Source organism: Streptomyces sp. Z423-1, from assembly GCF_013009255.1.
In the GTDB taxonomy this organism is placed as follows: domain Bacteria; phylum Actinomycetota; class Actinomycetes; order Streptomycetales; family Streptomycetaceae; genus Streptomyces; species Streptomyces gossypiisoli.
On the sequence record NZ_CP053109.1, the window covers coordinates 4,674,068 to 4,695,612 of the forward strand.

20 protein-coding genes and 1 tRNA gene are annotated in these 21,545 nt (G+C 70.8%); 9 read left to right on the plus strand and 12 right to left on the minus strand.

The window, feature by feature from the left end; genetic code table 11:
- Positions 1–285 precede the first annotated feature (285 nt).
- The 6 genes from HJD23_RS20775 to HJD23_RS20800 all read left to right on the plus strand — a co-directional run bounded on the left by HJD23_RS20775 (position 286) and on the right by HJD23_RS20800 (position 4,539).
- Entirely contained in the window at positions 286–1,287 is a 1,002-nt protein-coding gene (locus HJD23_RS20775) for an ABC transporter ATP-binding protein (RefSeq protein WP_171111756.1), read from the plus strand.
- Positions 1,277–2,185 (plus strand): ABC transporter permease, encoded by a 909-nt coding sequence (locus HJD23_RS20780; protein WP_171110403.1) that lies wholly within the window; start codon positions 1,277–1,279, stop codon positions 2,183–2,185. Before HJD23_RS20775 ends, HJD23_RS20780 begins: the two co-directional genes overlap by 11 nt.
- Positions 2,182–3,093, plus strand: a complete 912-nt coding sequence (locus tag HJD23_RS20785; RefSeq protein WP_171110402.1) for an ABC transporter ATP-binding protein — start codon at positions 2,182–2,184, stop codon at positions 3,091–3,093. The genes HJD23_RS20780 and HJD23_RS20785 overlap by 4 nt, the downstream gene beginning before the upstream one ends.
- Before the next feature lie 10 nt (positions 3,094–3,103).
- A complete protein-coding gene (locus tag HJD23_RS20790) occupies positions 3,104–3,823 on the plus strand; it encodes an ABC transporter permease (protein WP_171110401.1) in 720 nt (239 codons plus the stop codon).
- A 100-nt stretch (positions 3,824–3,923) separates the two neighbouring features.
- Positions 3,924–4,169 (plus strand): hypothetical protein, encoded by a 246-nt coding sequence (locus tag HJD23_RS20795; protein WP_171110400.1) that lies wholly within the window; start codon positions 3,924–3,926, stop codon positions 4,167–4,169.
- 282 nt (positions 4,170–4,451) lie between these two features.
- Positions 4,452–4,539, plus strand: a tRNA-Ser gene (locus HJD23_RS20800).
- 53 nt (positions 4,540–4,592) lie between these two features.
- Here HJD23_RS20800 and HJD23_RS20805 read toward each other — a convergent pair.
- The 9 genes from HJD23_RS20805 to HJD23_RS20845 form a co-directional block, all read right to left on the minus strand.
- Positions 4,593–5,411 carry an HAD family hydrolase gene (locus HJD23_RS20805; protein WP_171110399.1) on the minus strand — a complete coding sequence of 273 codons (819 nt, stop codon included), beginning with the start codon at positions 5,409–5,411 and terminating at the stop codon, positions 4,593–4,595.
- A complete protein-coding gene (serS, locus tag HJD23_RS20810; protein ID WP_171110398.1) occupies positions 5,408–6,685 on the minus strand; it encodes a serine--tRNA ligase in 1,278 nt (425 codons plus the stop codon). Before serS ends, HJD23_RS20805 begins: the two co-directional genes overlap by 4 nt.
- A gap of 565 nt (positions 6,686–7,250) precedes the next feature.
- Positions 7,251–8,183, minus strand: a complete 933-nt coding sequence (gene pheA / locus HJD23_RS20815) for a prephenate dehydratase (RefSeq protein ID WP_171110397.1) — start codon at positions 8,181–8,183, stop codon at positions 7,251–7,253.
- 51 nt (positions 8,184–8,234) lie between these two features.
- Complete coding sequence (efeB, locus tag HJD23_RS20820) at positions 8,235–9,485, minus strand: iron uptake transporter deferrochelatase/peroxidase subunit (protein WP_171110396.1); 1,251 nt, start codon at positions 9,483–9,485, stop codon at positions 8,235–8,237.
- Positions 9,486–9,574: 89 nt separating this feature from the next.
- Complete coding sequence (locus HJD23_RS20825; protein WP_171110395.1) at positions 9,575–11,629, minus strand: copper resistance protein CopC; 2,055 nt, start codon at positions 11,627–11,629, stop codon at positions 9,575–9,577.
- 13 nt (positions 11,630–11,642) lie between these two features.
- A complete protein-coding gene (locus tag HJD23_RS20830) occupies positions 11,643–12,110 on the minus strand; it encodes a copper chaperone PCu(A)C (protein ID WP_171110394.1) in 468 nt (155 codons plus the stop codon).
- On the minus strand, positions 12,107–12,760 hold the full coding sequence (locus HJD23_RS20835; protein ID WP_171110393.1) for an SCO family protein: 654 nt from the start codon (positions 12,758–12,760) through the stop codon (positions 12,107–12,109). The genes HJD23_RS20830 and HJD23_RS20835 overlap by 4 nt, the downstream gene beginning before the upstream one ends.
- Before the next feature lie 137 nt (positions 12,761–12,897).
- A complete protein-coding gene (locus HJD23_RS20840; RefSeq protein WP_171110392.1) occupies positions 12,898–13,638 on the minus strand; it encodes a YcnI family protein in 741 nt (246 codons plus the stop codon).
- Between the two features lie 157 nt (positions 13,639–13,795).
- Positions 13,796–14,614: a hypothetical protein gene (locus HJD23_RS20845; protein ID WP_171110391.1), complete on the minus strand. Its 819-nt coding sequence runs from the start codon at positions 14,612–14,614 to the stop codon at positions 13,796–13,798.
- A 268-nt stretch (positions 14,615–14,882) separates the two neighbouring features.
- Between HJD23_RS20845 and HJD23_RS20850 the strand changes: the two genes are divergently transcribed.
- A complete protein-coding gene (locus HJD23_RS20850) occupies positions 14,883–15,332 on the plus strand; it encodes an ATP-binding protein (protein WP_171110390.1) in 450 nt (149 codons plus the stop codon).
- A 46-nt stretch (positions 15,333–15,378) separates the two neighbouring features.
- On the opposite strand, the gene HJD23_RS20855 is transcribed toward HJD23_RS20850, so the two are convergent.
- Together HJD23_RS20855 and HJD23_RS20860 are read right to left on the minus strand one after the other, a co-directional pair.
- The gene (locus HJD23_RS20855; RefSeq protein WP_171110389.1) at positions 15,379–16,845 is read right to left on the minus strand and encodes an aminopeptidase P family protein; all 1,467 of its coding nucleotides are present in this window, start codon (positions 16,843–16,845) and stop codon (positions 15,379–15,381) included.
- 99 nt (positions 16,846–16,944) lie between these two features.
- Positions 16,945–18,453, minus strand: coding sequence for a PP2C family protein-serine/threonine phosphatase (locus tag HJD23_RS20860; protein WP_171110388.1), 1,509 nt, complete (start codon positions 18,451–18,453; stop codon positions 16,945–16,947).
- A gap of 505 nt (positions 18,454–18,958) precedes the next feature.
- Here HJD23_RS20860 and HJD23_RS20865 point away from each other — a divergent pair.
- A complete protein-coding gene (locus HJD23_RS20865) occupies positions 18,959–19,624 on the plus strand; it encodes a bifunctional DNA primase/polymerase (RefSeq protein ID WP_171110387.1) in 666 nt (221 codons plus the stop codon).
- Between the two features lie 55 nt (positions 19,625–19,679).
- A complete protein-coding gene (locus tag HJD23_RS20870; protein WP_171110386.1) occupies positions 19,680–20,288 on the plus strand; it encodes a hypothetical protein in 609 nt (202 codons plus the stop codon).
- Positions 20,289–20,532: 244 nt separating this feature from the next.
- On the opposite strand, the gene HJD23_RS20875 is transcribed toward HJD23_RS20870, so the two are convergent.
- A complete protein-coding gene (locus HJD23_RS20875) occupies positions 20,533–21,498 on the minus strand; it encodes a DUF5926 family protein (RefSeq protein WP_171110385.1) in 966 nt (321 codons plus the stop codon).
- Positions 21,499–21,545: the final 47 nt, after the last annotated feature.

Sequence of the window (21,545 nt, forward strand, 5' to 3'; positions counted from 1 at the left end):
ACCGTCCCACCGGTTGCGGTACGTGCTCGTAACTTGACATCGCTGAATGTGACAGTTGTTAGAGGTTGCGTCAATAGGCGTGTGCGGGCCTGTGGACAACCGCACGTATGTGGTCAACCGTATGCATGCGGACAACCGGACGACCGCACGATGTGGACAATCCGTGGCGCGTTGTTCGACCTCAGGGTGACCCCTAGGGCCCCGTAATACTCGAGGGTGACTTCAAGACGGCTCTGCGGTCTGACGACTTGCGTGGCGCGGATCACTACCGTCGAAGACGTGACTGTGATCGCGACCGAAAGCCTGAGCAAGCGGTTCCCCCGGGTGACCGCGCTTGACCGGCTCTCCGTGGACGTCGGGCCCGGTGTGACCGGACTCGTCGGAGCCAATGGAGCCGGCAAGTCCACACTGATCAAGATCCTGCTGGGTCTGTCCCCCGCCACCGAGGGCCGCGCCGAAGTGCTCGGACTCGATGTCGCCACCAAGGGCGCCGCCATCCGCGAGCGCGTGGGGTACATGCCGGAGCACGACTGTCTGCCGCCCGACGTCTCGGCCACCGAGTTCGTCGTCCATATGGCGCGCATGTCCGGCCTCCCGCCCGCCGCCGCGCGCGAGCGCACCGCGGACACCCTGCGCCATGTCGGACTGTACGAGGAGCGCTACCGCCCGATCGGCGGCTACTCGACCGGCATGAAGCAGCGCGTCAAGCTGGCGCAGGCCCTTGTCCACGACCCGCAGCTGGTCTTCCTGGACGAGCCGACCAACGGCCTCGACCCGGTCGGCCGGGACGAGATGCTGGGCCTGATCCGCCGGATCTACACCGACTTCGGCATCTCCGTGCTGGTCACCTCCCACCTGCTGGGCGAGTTGGAGCGCACCTGCGACCACGTGGTCGTGGTCGACGGCGGCAAGCTCCTGCGCTCCAGCTCCACCACGGACTTCACCCAGACCACCACGACCCTCGCCATCGAGGTCACCGACACCGACGAGCACCCGGACGGCACCCGCGCGGTGCGCGACGCGCTCCAGGCGCGCGGGGTGACCGTCGCCGCCGGCAGCGGACTGCCCGGCGCCGGCCATGTCCTGCTGCTCACCGCGCAGGGCGAGGAGACCTACGACCTGGTCCGCGACACGGTCGCCGACCTCGGTCTCGGCCTGGTGCGCATGGAGCAGCGCCGGCACCAGATCGCGGAGGTCTTCACGACCGACACGGACACGGACACCGGCACGGACACCGGCACGAACACCGACGAGCAGCGGAAGGAGGCGGTCCGCCATGGCGGTTGAGCAGCCCGTACCCACGGCGCCGGGTGACCAGACCCGTATCCACAACATCGGCTACCGCACGTACGACGGCCCGCGCCTGGGCCGTGCCTACGCCCGCCGCTCCCTCTACTCGCAGTCCCTGCGCGGCGCCTACGGCCTCGGCCGCTCGGTGAAGTCCAAGGTGCTGCCGATGCTGCTGTTCGTGGTGATGTGCGTGCCCGCCGCCATCATGGTCGCCGTCGCGGTCGCCACCAAGGCCAACGACCTGCCGGTCGACTACACGCGCTACGCGATCATCATGCAGGCGGTGATCAGCCTGTACATCGCCTCGCAGGCGCCCCAGGCCGTCTCGCGCGACCTGCGCTTCAAGACGGTGCCGCTGTACTTCTCGCGGCCCATCGAGACCGCGGACTACGTGCGCGCCAAGTACGCGGCGCTGGCCTCGGCGATGTTCATCCTCACCGCCGCCCCGCTGCTCGTCCTCTACGTGGGCGCGCTGCTGGCCAAGCTCGACTTCGCCGACCAGACCAAGGGATTCGCACAGGGACTCGTCTCCGTGGCACTGCTCTCACTGCTCTTCGCCGGCATCGGCCTGGTCATCGCGTCGGTCACGCCGCGCCGCGGCTTCGGCATCGCGGCCGTGATCGCCGTGCTGACCATCTCCTACGGCGCGGTGTCCACCCTGCAGGCCATCGCCGAAGCGCAGGGCACCTCGGACTCCATCGCCTGGATCGGCCTCTTCTCGCCCATCACCGTCATCGACGGAGTGCAGTCCGCCTTCCTCGGCGCGGACTCGGCGTTCCCGGGCGGGGTCGGCCCCACGAACGCCGAGGGCGTCGTCTACGTCATCGTCGCCCTGGGCCTCATCGCCGCGAGCTACGGCCTGCTGATGCGCCGCTACAAGAAGGTGGGACTGTGACCACGCTCTCCCTCGACCATGTCTCCCGCTGGTTCGGCAACGTCGTCGCCGTCAACGACATCACCATGACGATCGGCCCCGGCGTCACCGGCCTGCTCGGCCCCAACGGCGCCGGGAAGTCCACCCTGATCAACATGATGGGCGGCTTCCTGGCCCCCTCGACCGGCACGGTCACGCTCGACGGGCAGCCGGTGTGGCGCAACGAGAAGATCTACCAGCACATCGGCATCGTCCCCGAGCGCGAGGCGATGTACGACTTCCTCACCGGCCGCGAATTCGTCGTCGCCAACGCAGAGTTGCACGGCCTCGGCGCCAAGGCCGCCCAGAAGGCCCTCGCGACCGTCGAGATGGAGTACGCGCAGGACCGCAAGATCGCCACGTACTCCAAGGGCATGCGACAGCGCGTGAAGATGGCGAGCGCGCTGGTCCACGACCCCTCGCTGCTCCTGCTGGACGAGCCGTTCAACGGAATGGACCCGCGCCAGCGCATGCAGCTGATGGACCTGCTGCGGCGGATGGGCGACGAGGGCCGCACGGTGCTGTTCTCCTCCCACATCCTCGAAGAGGTCGAGCAACTCGCCTGGCACATCGAGGTCGTGGTCGCCGGACGGCACGCGGCCAGCGGTGACTTCCGCAAGATCCGCCGCCTGATGACCGACCGGCCGCACCGCTACCTGGTGCGTTCCAGCGACGATCGCGCCCTCGCGGCCGCGCTGATCGCCGACCCGTCGACATCCGGCATCGAAGTCGACCTCACCGAGGGCGCGCTGCGCGTCCAGGCCGTCGACTTCGGCCGCTTCACCGCCCTGCTGCCGCGGGTGGCCCGGGACCACGGCATCCGTCTGCTGACGGTCTCGCCGTCCGACGAGTCCCTCGAGTCCGTGTTCTCGTATCTGGTCGCGGCGTAGGAGGCCAAAGATGTACGACCCCACAGTCGCCCGGCTCACCTACCGGGCCCTGCTCGGCCGGCGCCGGGCCCTCATCCTCGGCGCGCTGCCGCTGCTGCTCATCGCGATCTCCGTGGTCGTACGCGGCCTCGCCGGGGCCGACGACCAGACGGCGGCCGACCTGCTGGGCGGGCTCGCGCTGGCCACGATGGTGCCGATCATCGGCGTCATCGCGGGCACGGGCGCGATCGGCCCGGAGATCGACGACGGCTCGGTGGTGTATCTGCTGTCCAAGCCGGTGAAGCGGCCGACGATCATCTTCACCAAGCTGATCGTGGCGATCGCGGTGACCATGGTGTTCTCGGCGGTGCCCACGCTGATCGCCGGGTTCATCCTGAACGGCAACAGCCAGCAGATCGCCGTCGCCTACACGGTGGCCGCGCTGGTCGCCTCCATCGCCTACGCCGCGCTCTTCCTGCTGCTCGGCACGGTGTCCCGGCACGCGGTGGTGTTCGGCCTGGTCTACGCGCTGGTCTGGGAGGCCCTGTTCGGCTCCCTGGTGTCCGGGGCGCGCACGCTCAGCGTCCAGCAGTGGTCGCTGGCGGTCGCCCAGCGGGTCGGGGACAGTGAGCTGGTGACCTCGGACGTCGGGCTGCCGACGGCGACGGTGCTGCTGGTCGTGGTCACCGTGCTGGCCACCTGGTACGCCGGGCAGAAGTTGCGGTCGCTGACGCTGGCAGGCGAGGAGTAAAGGGTCGGGCCCCTGACGGGGCCCGGACCTGACGGGGGCTTCACCTCTGTCCAGGCACACTGGACGAAGGGGATGCACTGCACGAACTGGAGGACTGGGGATGGCAGGCGGTACGTCGGGGCACGAGGAGCGCGGACAGTCCGGGGACGACGCCTGGGACGACGACCTCGTCCTGGACGACGACTTCATACGCGCGGCCGAATCGTCGGAACCGTCCGCCAGAGCCCGCATGCTGACCGCCCGCTGGCGCCGTGAGGAGCCCGAGCCACAGCCGTGGCGCTCCGACGAGCCGCCGGCGGGATGGTTCTTCAGCAAGGCGCGCCGCCGCAAGTGGCGCCGCCGGTAGCGGACGTACGCGGCCTTGCCCGGCCCTTTAATCGGTGGCGCCCAACTCACCGTGACTACATAGTGGTTGTGTCCACATCGCCGGACGGTGAGTTCGGCGCCACGGTCTGGGAGAGGAGCCGGACGATGTCCATGCACGGCAGTACGTCCAGCTCCCGTCAGGGCAGCCCGCGGCGGACTCCGGAGTAGTCGCTACCGCTCCGTCGAGCCCGCCCCGCACGGGGAGCTGCCCGGGGCGGCCGCTTCGAGCACGCGATGTCGCTCTCGCGTGGGCCGCCCACCCGGAGGATTGGCCGAGTGGTAAGGCACCGGTTTGCTAAACCGTGGTCGGGCCTGGAAAGCCCGCGCACGTTCGATCCGTGCATCCTCCGCGCAACGTTGTCACTGCAACTGGGTCGACTTCAGGGGGTAGGTAACCGCTGGGTCAGCCCAGCAACCGCTCCACCACCACCGCGATCCCGTCCTCCTCGTTGGACGCGGTCACCTCGTCCGCCACCGCCCGCAGTTCCTCGTGGGCGTTGGCCATCGCCACGCCCCGGGCCGCCCAGGCGAACATCGGGATGTCGTTGGGCATGTCGCCGAAGGCGATGGTGTCCGCGGCCTTCACACCCAGCCGCCGGGCCGCCAGCGACAGCCCCGTCGCCTTGGACAGGCCGAGCGGGAGGAGTTCGACGATGCCCTGGCCCGCCATGGTGACGGTGACGAAACCGCCTGCGGCCCGCTGGGCCACCTCCACGAGTTCGTCGTCGGTCAGGGTCGGGTGCTGGATGTAGATCTTGTTCAGCGGCGCCGACCACAGGTCGGAGACCTCCGTGAAGGGCGTCGCGGGGAGCCCGCCCTGGAGCGCATAGCCCGGCCCGACCAGCACCTCGCCGTCCAGGCCGTCGCGGCTCGCCGCCAGATACAGCGGGCCGACCTCCGCCTCGATCTTGGCCAGGGCCACCCCCGCCAGCTGCCGGTCCAGGGTCACCGACGTCAGCAGGCGGTGCTCACCGGCGTCGTACACCTGTGCGCCCTGGCCGCAGACGGCGAGGCCGGTGTAGCCGAGGTCGTCGAGGATGTGCCGGGTCCACGGGACCGCGCGCCCGGTGACGACGATGTGCGCGGCGCCCGCCGCGGTGGCCTTGGCGAGCGCATCCCGGGTGCGTCGCGAGACCGACTCGTCGGAGCGCAGCAGGGTGCCGTCGAGGTCGGTGGCGATCAGCCGGTAGGGGAACCCGGTGGCAGGAGCCGTATCGCTCACTTGGCCACCGGCTCCAGGACCTCCCGGCCGCCCAGATACGGACGCAGCACCTCGGGCACACGCACGGAGCCGTCGGCCTGCTGGTGGTTCTCGAGGATCGCGACGATCGTGCGCGGTACGGCGCACAGGGTGCCGTTCAGCGTCGCCAGCGGCCGTACGGTCTTCCCCTCACGGACGCGGATCGACAGGCGGCGGGACTGGAACTCGGTGCAGTCCGAGGTCGAGGTCAGCTCGCGGTACTTGCCCTGCGTCGGGATCCACGCCTCGCAGTCGAACTTGCGGGAGGCCGAGGCGCCCAGGTCACCCGAGGCGACGTCGATGACCCGGTACGGCAGCTCCAGCGAGGTCAGCCACTGCTTCTCCCACTCCAGCAGGCGCTGGTGCTCGGCCTGCGAGTCCTCGGGAGCGACGTACGAGAACATCTCGACCTTGTCGAACTGGTGCACGCGGAAGATGCCCCGGGTGTCCTTGCCGTGCGAGCCCGCTTCGCGGCGGAAGCAGGGCGAGAAGCCCGCGTAGCGCAGGGGGAGGCGGTCGGCGTCGAGGATCTCGTCCATGTGGTAGCCGGCGAGCGCCACCTCGGAGGTGCCGACCAGGTACAGGTCGTCGCTGTCGAGGCGGTAGACGTCCTGGGAGGCCTGGCCGAGGAAGCCCGTACCGCCCATGGCCTGCGGGCGGACCAGCGCCGGCGTCAGCATCGGCGTGAAGCCGGCCGCCGTGGCCTGCGCCATCGCGGCGTTCACCAGGGCCAGCTCCAGCAGTGCGCCCACCCCGGTGAGGAAGTAGAAGCGCGAGCCGGAGACCTTCGCGCCGCGCTCGACGTCGATCGCGCCGAGCAGCTGGCCGAGCTCCAGGTGATCCTTGGGCTCGAAGCCCTCGGCGGTGAAGTCGCGGATCGTGCCGTGCGTCTCCAGGGTGACGAAGTCCTCCTCGCCGCCCACGGGCACGTCCGGGTGGACGAGGTTGCCGAGCTTGAGGAGCAGCTCCTGGGTCTCGGCGTCGGCCGCGTCGCGCTCCGCGTCGGCCGCCTTGACGTCGGCGGCGAGCTGGCTTGCCTTCTTCAGCAGCTCGGCCTTCTCGTCCCCGGTGGCCTTGGGGATCAGCTTGCCGAGCCCCTTCTGCTCGGCGCGCAGCTCGTCGAAGCGGACGCCGGACGACCTGCGCCGCTCGTCGGCAGACAGGAGAGCGTCGACGAGCGCGACGTCCTCTCCACGGGCGCGCTGGGAGGCGCGCACACGGTCGGGGTCCTCACGGAGCAGGCGAAGGTCAATCACGCGCTCAAGGCTACCGGTGCGGGGCGACGGCCCACGACTCACTATTCCGAGCTGCGGCTTACATTCCGTTATGCAGTAATCGTCGGCTGTTGTGCACCCTCGTCAATAAAGATCTTCCCGATCCCTTGATCGGGTAAGTCGAGGGGTGGCCGGTTGACTGGATTTCCTTGTGTGGGGCGGGACTTGGGGTCTCGGTTGTCCACAGGGGTGCACACCTCCCGAAAAGTTATCCACAGGGTGTGCGGAAGATCTGTGGATTCGGAATTGATCAATCCGGAGGGTGTCGATGGATCTTTGGATTCCCAGGGCAAACCTCCCTTACGCCCGCTTTCGAGTGGAAATGCATCGCTCCAGAGGGTTGCCCGAAGGAAAAGAGTGGACGAAGGGTGACCTGCGCGCTGGTGGACGTCGCGAGGCCCTGTAGGGCGATTTGTCGACAGTGTCATGGTTCACTGTCGACTTGTCCCCAGGTCGAGAAGCGGACCTGTGGATAACGCCTGTGGATAACGAAAATAAGCAGGTAGGACTGACCGGTGACTGGTTGGAACCTGACTGGCCAGACTGGCTAGAACCGGCCGTCCTGGCACCGAGCCACCCAGTCCGCCGCCGACGTGAACTCGTCGTCCGACGTCCCGGGCAGCGGAGGCTGCACATCCGCCGGCTTCACGTCCGCGCGGGGGTACGAGCCGAGGAAGCGCACCTGCAGGCAGATCCGCTTGAGCCCCATCAGCGCCTCGGCGACCCGGCGGTCGGAGATGTGGCCCTCGGCGTCGACGCAGAAGCAGTAGTTGCCGATACCGGCGCCGGTGGGCCGGGACTGGAGCAGCATCAGGTTGATGCCCCGGGTGGCGAACTCGCCCAGCAGGTCGCGCAGGCCGCCGGGGTGGTCGTCGCGCTGCCACAGCACCACGGACGTCTTGTCCGCCCCGCTCGGCGCGGCGGGCCGGGCGGGCCGGCCGACCAGCACGAACCGGGTCTGCGCGTTCTCCGCGTCGTGGATCCCGGTCTCCAGGGCCACCAGGCCGTACCGGGCGGCCGCGAACTCGCCCGCGAAGGCGGCGTCGTACTGACCCTCCTGGACCAGGCGTGCGGCATCGGCGTTCGAGGCGGCCGACTCCCAGATCGCGTCCGGGAGGTGCTTCTTCAGCCAGTTGCGCACCTGCGGCTGGGCCGCCGGATGCGCGGAGACCGTCTTGATGTCCGAGAGCTGGGTGCCCGGCCTGACCAGCAGCGCGAAGGTGATCGACAGCAGCACCTCGCGGTAGATCATCAGCGGCTCGCCCGCGACCAGCTCGTCGAGGGTCGTCGTGATGCCGCCCTCGACGGAGTTCTCGATCGGCACGAACGCGGCCTCGGCCTCACCCGCGCGCACCGCGTCGAGCGCGGACTGCACGGACACGTACGGGATCAGCTCGCGGGTCGCCGCCTCCGGCAGCGTACGCAGAGCGACTTCGGTGAAGGTGCCCTCGGGACCGAGATACGCATAGCTCGCTGGCATGTCCTCACCCTAATGGGCCTCCGGGCCCAAGGAGTGCGCCCGAAGCACCAGTCACCCCTCCAGCAACGCCTGCCCCACATATGTGCCGTCCGCCGCCCCACCCGGCACGGCGAACAGCCCGCTCGCCTCATGCCGGATGAACCGCGACAGCGCGTCCCCCCGGTCCAGCTTCCGCTGCACGGTGACGAACCCCCGCAGCGGATCCGCCTGCCAGCAGATGAACAGCAGCCCCGCGTCCGGCACCCCGTCCCCGGCGAAGCCGTCGTGGTACGAGAACGGGCGCCGCAGCATCGCCGCACCCCCGTTCTGGTCGGGTCGGCTGATCCGGGCGTGCGCGTTGATCGGGACGACCAGGTTGCCCTCGGCGTCCGTCTTCTCCAGGTCCATCTCGGTCGTCTCGGTCCCGCCCGACAGCGGCGCCCCGTCGGACTTGCGCCGCCCGATGACGTCCTCCTGCTCCGTGAGCGAGAGCTGCTCCCAGTCGTCGAGAAGCATGCGGATGCGGCGTACGACGGCGTAGGAGCCGCCCGCCATCCACGCCGGGTCGGCCGCACCGGACTCCGGCACGAAGATCCGCCGGTCGAAGTCGGGCTCCGTCGGCTTCGGATTCCGCGTGCCGTCGATCTGGCCCATCAGGTTGCGAGCCGTCATGGGGTGGGCCGTGGCCCCCGGCGACCGGTTGAAGCCGTTCATCTGCCAGCGGACCCGGGCCGCGCTGCCCGCGTCCTTCTGGATCGCGCGCAGGGCGTGAAAGGCGACCAGGGCGTCGTTCGCGCCGATCTGCACCCACAGGTCGCCGTCGCTGCGCGCCTTGTCGAGCTGGTCGGAGGAGAAGGCGGGCAGCGGATCGAGGGCGACCGGGCGCTGCTTCTCCAGGCCCGTGCGGCCGAAGAAGCTGTGCCCGAACCCGAAGGTGATCGTCAGTGACGACGGCCCGGCGTCCCGCGCCACATCCGTGTCGCCGTCCCTCGCGGGCTCGCCCGCCATCAGCCGCCGGGCCGTCTCCGACCAGCGGCGCAGCAGCGCGGCCGCCTCCTTGCGGCCCGCGCCCGCGGCCAGGTCGAAGGCGACGAGGTGGCCGCGCGCCTGCATCGGCGAGGTGATCCCGGGCTGATGTTTCCCGTGAAACATCACCTGGTCGGCGCCCAGCGAGGTGAGCGGCGTCGCCTGCGCGGGCGCGGCGGCGTACCCGACGGCACCGCCCGCCGCACCCAGGACCAGCCCGGTGGCACCGGCGGTACCGAGCAGCGCCCGCCGCGAGAGGCCCTCCCTGGGGAGGGTGTCCTCTGAAACGCCCCCCATTGGAGGCGTCTCAGACGTCCCGGCGGTGCGAGCCTCCGGAATGGACGGTTCAGCCGTGTGGTCGGCCCTGTGCTCAGCCATGGTGATGTTCAGCCGATCTGCGCGTTCTTGGAGACGGTCACCTGGTCGATGTCGGAGGTCCGCACGGTCACGGCGATCTTCCATTCGCCCGCCATGGGGATCTGCACTCCGCTCGCAGACCAGTGTCCGGTGGTGATGTGGTCGGGGGTGACGGGCAGGGGCCCGAGGTTCTTGGACTCCAGGGTGAAGGCGACCTTCACCTCGGGGATGTCGAAGGCACGCCCATTGGGGCGCTGTACGTAGACATGCATGTCGTTGCCGCCCACGCGCGCGGGGTCGATGTCGACCCGTACGACGCCCTTGCCGTCCGTGCCGCCCGTGTCGAAGGCCATGTCCAGGGTGACCACCCCGGCGGCCGAGGACGCGGCGGACGACGAGGACGCGGCGGCCGCCTCGGCCTCCTCCACGGTGCGCCCCGGCTCGGTGGACGTCAGCGCGGTCGTCACCGCGAGCAGGACCACCGCGACGCCCGCCTCGGCCAGCACCGAGCGGCGCAGCCCGTAACGGTTCGGATCGGCGTCCCGTTCCCGCTTCTGCCGGGCCACGTCCACGGCGGCCCGCTGCCGGGCGAGCTGGGCGGCCCGCTTGGAATCCCCGGAACCGGCCCCGGCGCCCTTGGAATCCCCGGAACCTCTGGAGCCCCCGGAACCAGCCGCAGCTCCCTTGGAGCCCCCGGAACCAGCCGCAGCTCCCTTGGAGGCCCCGGAACCAGCCGCAGCTCCCTTGGAGCCCCCGGAACCCGCCCCTGCCCCCTTGGAGCCCCCGGCCCCCGACCGCGTCCCGGCCTTGGCGCTCTCCCGCTCCCTACGCTTCCCCGCCCCACCGGCGACCACGGCGTCCGCCAACCGCCCGGTCCACCGCCGCGAAATCCACGCGACGCCGACCAGCAGCACCACCAGCCCCACCTTGAGCAGCAGCAGCTGGCCGTACCGCGTCCCGGTGAGCGCCGACCAGGAGCCGACCTGCCGCCACGACTGGTAGAGGCCGGTCAGGACGAGCGCGATCACACTGCCGAAGGCGACCTGCGAGAACCGCCGTACCGCACTCGCCTGCAGCGGAGTCTCCGCCGGTGCCCAGTACAGCGACACGAGCAGCGCGCTCAGCCCACCGAGCCAGGCCGCCACCGCCAGCAGATGCACCACGTCGACCGGCATCGCGATCCCCGGCTGCAATCCGGTGGACGCGTGCTCGGCCATCGCCCAGGTCGCGGCGATCCCCGCGGCCACGACACCCCCGCCGACCGCCAGCCCGAACGTCAGATCACGCTTCTCCTCGTCGTCCCGCTTGTCGTACGCCCCGAAGAGCACGGCGATGAACAGCGCCGCCGCCGCGAGCAGCAGCAACCGCGAGATCAGCGCCGCTCCCGTCTTGGTCTGCAGCACCTGCCCGAGCAGGTCGAGGTCGAAGACATCGCCGAGCGCCCCGGACCGCGTGTACGAGCCGCGCAGCAACAGCAGCCCCAGCGTCGCCGCCGTGAGCGCCACCCACCCGGAGACGACGAGCCGCTGCACCGCCCGAACGCCCGAGCCGCGCGGCCAGCACGCCAGGACGAAGGCGGCCCCGCCCGCCAGCACAATGAACCCGGCGTACGATACATACCGCCCGAATCCGTACAGCCACCCGACGACCCCGCCCCCGGCCGTCTGTTCCGTCAGCGAGACGGAGGTCGAGGAGGGCGCGCCGATGGAGAAGGTGTAGGCGCCGGAGACGGGATGGCTGTCGGCGGACACCACCTGATAGGCCACCGTGTACGTGCCGTCGGGCAGGCCCGAGTGCAGTTTCACGGCGTACGTCGTCCCGCTGACGTTGCTCGCCCCGCCGGTGTCGGCCCGCTTGCCCTTGGGGTCGAGCACCTGGAGCGAGTCGTCGGAGAGCGAGACGGCCTCGGAGAAGGTGAGTGAGACCTGCGCGGGGGCCTTGTCGACCACCGCCCCCTGCTGGGGGTCGCTGCCGGTGAGCGCGGCATGCGCGGAGGCGGGCCCGGCGCCGCCGAGGAGCAGCCCGGCGGCGGCCAGGAGCAGCAGCACCAGGCTCCGGACGCGGGGAGCGATGGTCGGTGTCAAGGTGGTCCCTCCCTCAGTGCCCGGAACCCGGGGTGTACGTGGCGGACTTCACCGGCATCTTCACCGTGACGGGGTCGGACTGGGCGAAGTGCAGTTCGACGGAGACCGTCTCGCCCTGCTTCGGCTTGCGCTTCAGCTTCTCGAACATCAGATGGCTTCCGCCGCTCTTCAGTACGAGTTCTCCGTGTGCGGGCACCGGGAGCTCCTTGACCTCCTGCATCGCCGAGTCGACCGTCTCGTGCACGGTCACCTCGCCGATGTCGCTGGTCACGGACGTCAACTCGTCCGCCGTACCGCCCTTGTTGGCGATGGTCAGAAAGCCCGCCGCCATGGAGTCCGAGACGGGCTGCGGCATATAGGCGGCGCTGACGGAAAGTTCCGCCTTCGCGTCCGCCTTGGAGTCCGCCGCCGAGTCCGAACCGCACCCCGAGAGCGCCAGCGCCCCCGTCAGCAGGGCCGCCGTCACCGCCGTACGCCTCACGGCTTCTCCCCCTTGACGAGCTTGGGGAGGTCCTTGATGTAGTCGTCGACGGTGGCGTCCTCGCCGTAGAGGACGTACCCCGCGTCGGTCTTCGGTGAGAAGGCGACGACCTGGGTGCCGTGCGTGGAGACGATCTTGCCCTTCTCCTTGTGCGGCGGCTCGATGGTGATGCCGAGCGTGCGGGCGGCGGCCTGGATGGTGTCGAAGTCGCCGGTCAGGCCGATGACTTGGGGATCGATGCCCTTGAGCCACTTGCCGAGCGCGGCCGGGGTGTCCCGGTCCGGGTCGGTGGTGACGAACACGATCCGCAGCTCGTCCTGCTCCGCCTTGGGCAGCTTCGTCTTGGCGACGGCGATGTTGTTCATCGTCAGCGGGCACACGTCGGGGCAGTTGGTGTAGCCGAAGTAGATCAGCGTCGGCCTGCCCGCGGTCTCCTTGCGGAGGTCGTACTTCTCGCCCTTCGTGTCCGTCAGCACCAGATCCGGCTTCTCGAACGGCTGGTCGAGGACGGTGGCCGCCTTGTCGGAGCCCGCTTCCTCCGAGACCACGGAGACGGGCGAACCGGCGTCGTCACCACCGCCGCCGCAGGCGGACAGGGTCAGGCTGGCGGCGGCGAGCAGCGCGGCCGCCGCGAACGTCTTCTTGCGCATAGAAAAATGTCCCAGATGTGAGATCTCCGGCGCGCGCCGGGGGCGTGCAGCGATGCCCTACGGGTCGTGCGGCGATGCCTTACGGGTCGTAGGACACGTGCCGTGCGCCCCGGCGCACACCGTCGGAGGGGGAGGTGTCAGGCGGTGGTGTCGCGCCGACGGCCGGCCAGGACGCCGTACGCCACACCGGCCGCGCCGACGACGATGCCGACGACGCCGAGGACTCGGGCGGTGGTGTCGGTGCTGTCGGCCGGCTCGGCGGCCTCGGTGGTGGTGGTGTTCGCGGCGGCGGCGGAGGCGTCGTCGGAGGCCTTGGACCCGGACGAGCCGTGGTGGCCGTCCTCGGCGGCGGACAGCTCCAGCACGGGCGCCGGGTTGTCCGGCTCCTCCTGGCCCTCCTGCGGCACCTCGATCCAGCGCACGACCTCGTCGTTGGAGTACGTCTGGATCGCCTTGAAGACGAGTTCGTCGGCGTCCTCGGGCAGGGCGCCCACGGAGACCGGGAACTTCTGGAAGAAGCCCGGCTGGATGCCCTTGCCGTCGGCGGTCCAGGTGACCTTGGTGACCGCCTCGGTGATCTGCCGGCCGTGCGACTCGATCGGCTTGTCCAGCGTCGACTTGGTGACCTTGGCCTCCCAGCCCGGCACCGGCTCCGGCATCACCGAGGACAGCGGGTGCTCGGTCGGGAAGCTGATCTCCAGCTTGGTGGTCGAGGCGTTGTCGCGCTCGTTGGGGACCTTGAAGTCGACGACCGCGTAGCCGCCCTTGGCGGCCGTGCCCTCCGGCTGCACGGTGACGTGCGCGAAGCAGGGGGTGGACAGGACGACGACGGCCGAGACGGCGACGGCGGCGGCGCCGGCGAGACGGGAAGCCTTCATGGCGATGAGCACTCCACTTCGAGTGAGATTCCGTTGGTCAAGAGGGGTACGCGCGCGTGGAGGTGCCCGTTGCGGGCCCCGCGGAAATCGAGCCGTACGCGCGCGCGTGCCGCGCGACGGCGGCGGCCCACGGAAGGAAGTGGCGGCGCGCGTCGCGTCAGGCGGCGAGAACGAGTACGGCGGCAGGCGGTCCGCGCCGGATCACGGTGTGCTGGAGTGCGGTGGTACGAGGCTCGGGGGCCGTGCGGGCGAGAGCGCGTCGGAAGCGCGGGCGGGCGTCCGGCGCCCCCGGGAGCCCGGCACGCAGGGCGCGCGCCAGCGCGAACGCCGCGCGCAGGGATCGTACGGGCGCCCCCTCCGCGACCGAATGCGCCGAGAGCTCGGCGATCCGCAGCAGGGCGAGGTCCCCGCGGCGCAGGAGCCAGCCCGCGACGACCGCCGCGAGGACGTGAACGAGCAGCATGGGCAGGGACGGCAGCAGCGCGGCGGAGGAGCCGGCGGTGGCGGACACGGCGTCCGCCGGGTGCTGCCCGGCGTGCGCGCCCGATTCGCCGCCGCCACCCTGATACAGCCGGGCCTCGACGAGGATCCGCTGGGCCTGCGCCGGACTGAGCGCCGCCGCCGTGGTCCCGCACACCAGCCGCGCGGCCTGCGCGACCAGCGCGGCGTCGCTGTGTGCGGCATCGGTCGCCGCCGTACCGTGCTGCCCCAGCCCGAACAGCGTGTGCAACACGGTCTGCCCGACCGCCAGCAGCGCCGCGATCCCCGGCAGTGAGCGCTCCCGCCCGGCGAGCGGCGCCGCGACCGCGAGCATGCCCAGGAACCCCGCGCCCAGCGTCCACAGCGGAACCGTGGCGCAGGAGGCGATGGCGTGTCCGGCTCCGGACAGCACGACGCAGACCGCGGCGAAGACCGCGGCCCGCAGTATCCGGAGCCCGGCTCCGGAGCGCGCTGTGCGCGGGTGGGGGGCAGACATGGCGGGCTCATCATCGCACTGGGCTTATCGCGGCCATACGGCAGGTCCGCAAGATTCCGTACGATCCGGAAGGTCCCCTTCTGTACCGGTCTGCCCGGCACGCCTGCTACCGCCGGTCACCCGTCTGGAACACTCAGGTCCCACATACACCGTCGGCCACCCTCAGCGCATCCCCCATATGGGCGGCATCACGTTGAATCCGCGCTTACGCACGCGTACGCGCGGTAATACGTAACGGTATGTCGAGCCGCGGCCAGGAGGCTGGAGCATGAGCATCTGGTGGTCACTCCATCTGCGGCGCGAGGCCGCGAGCGTGCCGCTCGCCCGGCGCCTGCTGCTCGGCACGATGGAGACGGCGGGCGTCGACCCCGACGTCTCCTACGACCTCTCCGTCGCCCTCACCGAGGCCTGCGCGAACGCCGTGGAGCACGGCGGGGACACCGCGCAGGGCCGCTCCTCGGGGGCGTACCGGGTCACCGCCTATCTCGACGGCGAGAAGTGCCGCATCGAAGTCACCGACTCCGGCCCGGGCTTCACCCGCCCCCACCCGCGCCCCCTGCCCGCCCGCGCCGACGCCGAACACGGCCGCGGCCTGTGCCTCATCGAGGAACTGGCCGACCACGTCCACATCGGCAACAACCCCGGCCGGGACGGGGCCGTGGTGAGCTTCGACAAGATCCTCAAGTGGCGGGAGGACGCCCCTCTGATGGCCGTCTAGTGCCGGTGGTGCAGGCTCAGGGGCGGGCAATCAGGGGGTGACCTGGTCAGCCCTTCAGCGAGGCCATCCACTCCTCGATCTCGTCCGCCTGCCGAGGAAGCCCCGCCGACAGGTTCCGGTTCCCGCCCTCGGTCACGAGGATGTCGTCCTCGATCCGGACGCCGATCCCCCGGTACTCCTCCGGCACGGTCAGATCATCGGCCTGGAAGTACAACCCGGGCTCAACGGTCAGACACATCCCCGGCTCCAGCACACCGTCGACGTACGTCTCGGTCCGCGCCGCCGCACAGTCGTGCACGTCCATGCCGAGCATGTGCCCGGTCCCGTGCAGCGTCCACCGCCGCTGCAGCCCCAACTCCAGCACCCGCTCGACCGGCCCCTCGACGAGCCCCCACTCGACCAGCTTCTCGGCGAGCACCCGCTGCGCAGCGTCATGGAAGTCCCGGTACTTCGCCCCCGGCTTCACCGCCGCGATCCCGGCCTCCTGGGCCTCGTACACCGCGTCGTAGATCTTCCGCTGGATCTCGCTGAACCGCCCGTTGATCGGCAGCGTCCGGGTCACGTCCGCGGTGTAGTACGTGTGCGTCTCCACGCCCGCGTCCAGCAGCAGCAGATCACCCGACCGCACGGGCCCGTCGTTGCGCACCCAGTGCAGCGTGCAGGCGTGCGGCCCGGCCGCGCAGATGGAGCCGTAGCCCACGTCGTTGCCCTCGACCCGCGCACGGAGGAAGAACGTGCCCTCGATGTAGCGCTCACTCGTCGCCTCGGCCTTGTCGAGGACCTTCACCACGTCCTCGAAGCCCCGTACGGTCGAGTCGACGGCCTTCTGCAGCTCGCCGATCTCGAACTCGTCCTTGACCAGCCGCGCCTCGGACAGGAAGACCCGCAGCTCCTCGTCCCGCTCGGCGGTGACCTTGTCCGTCAGCGCGGCCTCGATGCCGGCGTCGTACCCGCGTACGACCCGCACCGGGCCGGTCGCCTCGCGCAGCGTGTCGGCCAGCTCGCGGACGTCCGACGCGGGGATGCCGTACAGCTGCTCCGCCTCGGTGAGCGAGTGCCGGCGGCCGACCCACAGCTCGCCCTGGCCGTTCAGCCAGAACTCGCCGTTCTCGCGGTTGGAACGCGGCAGCAGGTAGATCGTCGACTGGTGACCGCCGGCGACCGGCTCCATGACCAGGACGCCGTCCTCGGTCTGGTTGCCCGTGAGGTACGCGTACTCCACCGACGCGCGGAAGGGGTACTCCGTGTCGTTCGAGCGGGTCTTCAGGTTGCCCGCGGGGACGACCAGGCGCTCGCCCGGGAAGCGCGCGGAGAGCGCGGCGCGGCGGGCGGCGGTCTCGGCGGCCTGGGGGATCGGCCCCAGGTCGCGCAGCTCGGTGTCGGCCCAGCCGGACTTCATGTTCTCGGCCAGCTCGTCGGACACGCCCGGGTACAGGCCGTTCTTGCGCTGCTTGACGGGCTCTTCCTCAGAAGCCTCCACCGGGGTCTCCGGGAGCTCTTCGGCCACGGTCATCCTCCTTGATACGGCACTGGACCTCCTCCATCGTACGGTCGCACGAAAGGGGGCCCAGGGCCGAAGGACCTGTTACCGAACTCTCCCGGGAGGCGCGCGTCACTCGAACCGCGCCGCCAGCAGCACCACGTCCTCCTCGTTGTCCGCCGAGTCCAGCCCGTCCGGCAGCACGGTCCGCAGGACGTGGTCGACGAGCGCGTCCGGATCCCGGCGCTTGGCCCGCGGCAACCCGGCCGCCGCCGCGTGCAGCCGGGCGAACGCGCGGTCCACGGGGTCGCCGGTGCGCTGGAGCAGCCCGTCGGTGTACAGCAGAACCGTCTCTCCGCGCTCCGCCTGCACCTCCACGCTGGGCGCCTCCCAGCAGGCGAGCATCCCGAGCGGCGCCGAGACCGACGTCTCCACGAACTCCGTGCGCCGCTCCCCGATCAGCAGCGGCGGACTGTGCCCGGCCCCCGCCAGCGTGATCTTGTGCAGTGCGGGCTCGATGTAGGCGAACAGGGCGGTGGCCGAACGGGCGGGCTCGGTCAGCCGGAGCAACAGCTCCAGGTCGGACAGGACGGCGACCGGGTCCTCGCCCTCCATCACGGCGTACGCGCGCAAGGACGCCCGCAGCCGTCCCATCGCGGCGACCGCGCTGGGCCCCGACCCGGTGACGGACCCGACGGCGAGACCGAGGGCCGCGTCCGGCAGGGGCAGCGCGTCGTACCAGTCGCCGCCGCCGCGTGGGCCGGTGCGGTGCCGGGAGGCGAGCTGGACGCCGGAGACGCGGGGGAGCCGGGAGGGGAGCAGTTCCTCGGAGATGGTCGCCATGCACGCGCGCGTGCGCTCGACTTCGAGCAGCCGGGCGAGGTGCTCGCCGGCGTAACGGGCGTACAGGCCGACGAGGTGCCGCTGCCGTTCGACCGGCTCGGCGGGTTCGTCGTAGAGCCACACGGCGGCGCCGAGGCGGCCCGCGGCGTCGGTGGACAGGGGGAGGGCGTAGCTGGCGGCGTAGCCGAGGCGGCGGGCCACCTCGCGGTGGCGGGGGTCGAGGCCGTCCTCGGCGAACAGATCGGGCCGGACGATGTCGCGGACGCCGCCCGGCGGCCCGACCGGGGCGTCGAGCAGATCGCCGTACGGCATCGAACCGCGCGGCACGGTCTCGATGTGTCCGAGATCCGCCGGGGCGAGGCCCAGACCGATGGTGCTGCGCGGGCCGAGGCCGTCGGCCGGTTCCAGTACGACGAGACCGCGCCGGGCGCCCACCAGGGCCGCTCCGGCGCGCAGCAGTTCCTGGAGCGCGTCGGCCAGGGTGCCCGTACGGGCCAGGCGTTCGGTGAGTTCGTGCAGCGTGGTGAGGTCGGAGACCCAGCCGGCGAGCCGGTCCTGGAGCAGGGCGCCGGGGCCGGTGGTGACGGCGGAGGCGGTCGGGGAGGAGGGCGCGACAGTGTGTGCGGGTGCCGGAACCGTTGAATCGATTCCAGCCACTTTCGGAGGGTGCGGGGCGTTCATGGCGTCCGGCTTTCCGACCGGCGCGTTTTGCTCAAAAGCATCGCAAACCCCCATGTCATTTTGCGCCGCTAGCAGTGTCTCCACATCTACACGCAGTCGTGAGGAGATGTCCAGCATTGTCCTGCTGGGATTCCTGGTGTCCGTGGTTCTGTCGTGGTTCCGGGACCGGATCTCCCGGGATCTCTTGCGGAAAGCGGAAGTTGGCTGAAAACTGCTTGAGGTAATGCCCTATTGCGGTCGACTGGGCCTGCTCGACGGAGCGTCACAGCGGTCGTGATGGGTACGTACTCGGTGAAGGCCAGGGGTGGTTGGGGGGCACCCGGAACCTGGTGACGGAGCCGGGCGTCTTAGCCACCGACGACCGAGCCCCATCCTCCCGTGACGGCGGCGAAGAGAAATACGCGGGACGGCAAACGCCACACTTCGCCACCCCACGCCACGCCCATGCTTTTGATGGACGCAGTATGGACGCGGACGCAGCCAACGCTCGGCCCATAGGGGCTCCCCGTGCTCGATAGCCGGGGTGTGATGCGCCAACAGGTACGCACAGTGAAGTGATCGACACATGGTGTGATGTGGACCACGGTGTTGCCAGGCGTGCAACGGAAAGGAACGAGCGCTCATGCGCGAGATCCTCGGAAGGCGACGCAGGCTCCTGTCCAGGCGGAACGACGGGAGGCCTGAGGTGATCAGCGCGGCCCTGACCTTCGCGACGGAATGGAAATGGCCCGTACTCCCGGGTGTCACGGCGGACCCGCAGGGCCGGGCCCGCTGCGGCTGCCCGGACCCGGAATGCACGGTGCCCGGCGCGCACTCCTTCGACCCCGGACTGCTCGCGGCCACCACCGACGAGCGCATGGTGCGCTGGTGGTGGACCAACCGGCCCACGGCGCCGATCATCCTGGCCACCGGCGGCAAGGCACCCTGCGCGGTCAGCCTGCCGGCCCCCGCGGCCGCGCGTGCCCTGGCCGCGCTGGACCGCACCGGGATGCGTCTCGGCCCGGTCCTCGCCTCCCGCACCCGCTGGGCCGTGCTCGTCCGGCCGTACTCCATGGAACAACTGGGCGAACTGCTCTACGCCAAGGACTTCGTCCCCGGCTCCCTGCGCTTCCACAGCGAGGGCGGCTATCTCGCGCTGCCGCCGTCCGAGACCGGTCAGGGGCAGATCCGCTGGGAGCGCGCGCCGCTGCCCGGCTCGGCCGCTCCGTGGGTGCCCGATGTGGAGGCCGTGGTGGACGCCGTGGTCGACGCCCTCACTCGTACGGGTGTGAGCGCGCCCGAGTTCTGAGGGTGTCGGGCGCGCGCGGGACCGGGCGCCCCGTTCCGGTCGTTATCGTCCCCTCATGAATCTCCGCCTGCTCGCCCTCGGGGCGGTCGTGACGTGCGCGATCGCGCTGCCGCTGGCCATGGCGTCCGCGGGACCCGTGGGCGACGACCATGAGTCCGGGGCCGTACGGGTGTCGGGGCGCGGGGATGCCAAGGTGCCGGTCACCGAGGGGTCTCGTGCTGACGCCGAGGTGTCTCGCGGTGACGGCGAGGCTCCCGGCGAGGAGGCCGCCGCGTCCGACCCCGCCCGCTCCCCCTCCCTGCTCGGCCTCGGCCTGGCCACTGCCACCCGCTGCGGACCCGAGGTCACCTCCCCCGACGGCATCGAGGCACAGACCTGTGTGCTCACGCAGGGCGAGGAGTCCTGGGCGCGCACCTACTACCGCAACCCGACCGGCGAAGCCCTGGACGCCGTACTGAGCCTGATGGGGCCGGGCGGACGGACGGTGCAGATGCGGTGCCCGGTGGGCGCCGAGGACGAGCGGGCCAGTTGCGAGACGCCTCGGGAACGGACGCGGGGCGAGCCGACGGCGTACTCGGCGGTCGCGGAATTCGCGGCCCGCGGCGGACAGGGCTCGTCGCTGCTGCGTTCGGGGAGCAACTCCTGGGCGCCTACGGGCAGTTGATCAACGGCGGCGTTGCGTGAGGTCTCCGCACATGGAAAGACCCGGTTGCTGGCGACGGGGGATGCACCAGCAACCGGGCTACTGGAACGGTAACAAGAGATCGGCGGTTCGCAAATTCGATCTCCTGTTTTCCTCGGTTATTCGGACACCGACTGGCTTGTTGGCAGCGGGAGTTATGACGGCTCACCCGATCAGGTGAGCCGTTCGGCTGACCGACCAGTCAGCTGGTGAGTCGCCCTTGGCGTCAGCTGAGGGTCACCTGTCGGTTGGTCAGGCCGCCACGCGCGCGGCGCTCGTCCGCGGTGAGCGGTGCGTCCGTGGCCAGCGCGGCGGCGAGCCGCTCGGCGAACTCGGCCGCCGGCTTCTCGATGTCATCGGCGGTGACCCCGCTCGGCAGGTCCCACACCGGCACGGTCAGACCGTGCGCCCGGAAGGAGCCGACGAGCCGGGTGCCCTCGCCGAGGTGGGACCGGCCGGCCGCGTGCAGGCGCGCGAGGGCGTCCAGAAGCTGCTCCTCCGGGTGTGGCATGACCCAGCGCAGGTGGTTCTTCTCCGGGGTCTGGCACCAGTACGCCGCGTCGACGCCCTGCAGCTTGACCGTGGGGATGGCGGCGGCGTTGGCCCGCTCCAGGGAGGCGGTCACGTCCGGCGTGGCGTTCTCCGGGTCCGGCACCCAGAACTCGAAGCCGGGGTGCACGACGGGCTCGAACGGGGCCTTGGGGTCGAGCAGGTCCTGCAGGCGGGGCCCGTCGGCGGGGGCGCGGCGGCCCTTCACCGGGGTGCCGGGCTGCGCCTGGAGCGCCCGCAGCAGCGTGTCGGCGAGGTCGCGGCTGATGTCGCCGGAGGCGGTGTCGTTCTGCAGGCCGAGCAGGACCGAGCCGTCGTCGCGGCGCAGGGCGGGCCAGGCCATCGGCAGCACCGTGGCGAGGGTGACCGAGGGGACGCCCTCGGGGAGACCGTCCTTCAGGGTCAGCTCTGCGGTGGCCGCCGGGACCAGCTCGCGCAGGGCGACCCAGTCGCACTCGCCGGGCAGCCCTTCGAACGGGCGGTGCACCAGCTCGGTCGCGGCCTGTGCGGCGGCTCGGCCGTGGCACGCCTTGTAACGGCGTCCGCTGCCGCAGGGGCAGGGCTCACGGGCGCCGACCACCGGGATCTCTCCATCCGTGAGCTGCGGGCGCGTGGCCTTCGTCTGGGGTCGCTTCTTGGCCATGGTGGGTGTCTCCCGGTTACGGCTCGTCCTGTACGGCGGGAGCCTAG

Coding starts and splice junctions, on each gene's coding strand:
- HJD23_RS20780 (WP_171110403.1), top strand. CDS start 1,277: ATGGCGGTTGAGCAGCCCGTACCCACGGCGCCGGGTGACCAGACCCGT.
- HJD23_RS20790 (WP_171110401.1), top strand. CDS start 3,104: ATGTACGACCCCACAGTCGCCCGGCTCACCTACCGGGCCCTGCTCGGC.
- HJD23_RS20795 (WP_171110400.1), top strand. CDS start 3,924: ATGGCAGGCGGTACGTCGGGGCACGAGGAGCGCGGACAGTCCGGGGAC.
- pheA (WP_171110397.1), bottom strand. CDS start 8,183: ATGCCAGCGAGCTATGCGTATCTCGGTCCCGAGGGCACCTTCACCGAA.
- efeB (WP_171110396.1), bottom strand. CDS start 9,485: ATGGGGGGCGTTTCAGAGGACACCCTCCCCAGGGAGGGCCTCTCGCGG.
- HJD23_RS20835 (WP_171110393.1), bottom strand. CDS start 12,760: ATGCGCAAGAAGACGTTCGCGGCGGCCGCGCTGCTCGCCGCCGCCAGC.
- HJD23_RS20840 (WP_171110392.1), bottom strand. CDS start 13,638: ATGAAGGCTTCCCGTCTCGCCGGCGCCGCCGCCGTCGCCGTCTCGGCC.
- HJD23_RS20845 (WP_171110391.1), bottom strand. CDS start 14,614: ATGTCTGCCCCCCACCCGCGCACAGCGCGCTCCGGAGCCGGGCTCCGG.
- HJD23_RS20850 (WP_171110390.1), top strand. CDS start 14,883: ATGAGCATCTGGTGGTCACTCCATCTGCGGCGCGAGGCCGCGAGCGTG.
- HJD23_RS20855 (WP_171110389.1), bottom strand. CDS start 16,845: ATGACCGTGGCCGAAGAGCTCCCGGAGACCCCGGTGGAGGCTTCTGAG.
- HJD23_RS20860 (WP_171110388.1), bottom strand. CDS start 18,453: ATGCTGGACATCTCCTCACGACTGCGTGTAGATGTGGAGACACTGCTA.
- HJD23_RS20865 (WP_171110387.1), top strand. CDS start 18,959: ATGCGCGAGATCCTCGGAAGGCGACGCAGGCTCCTGTCCAGGCGGAAC.
- HJD23_RS20870 (WP_171110386.1), top strand. CDS start 19,680: ATGAATCTCCGCCTGCTCGCCCTCGGGGCGGTCGTGACGTGCGCGATC.
- HJD23_RS20875 (WP_171110385.1), bottom strand. CDS start 21,498: ATGGCCAAGAAGCGACCCCAGACGAAGGCCACGCGCCCGCAGCTCACG.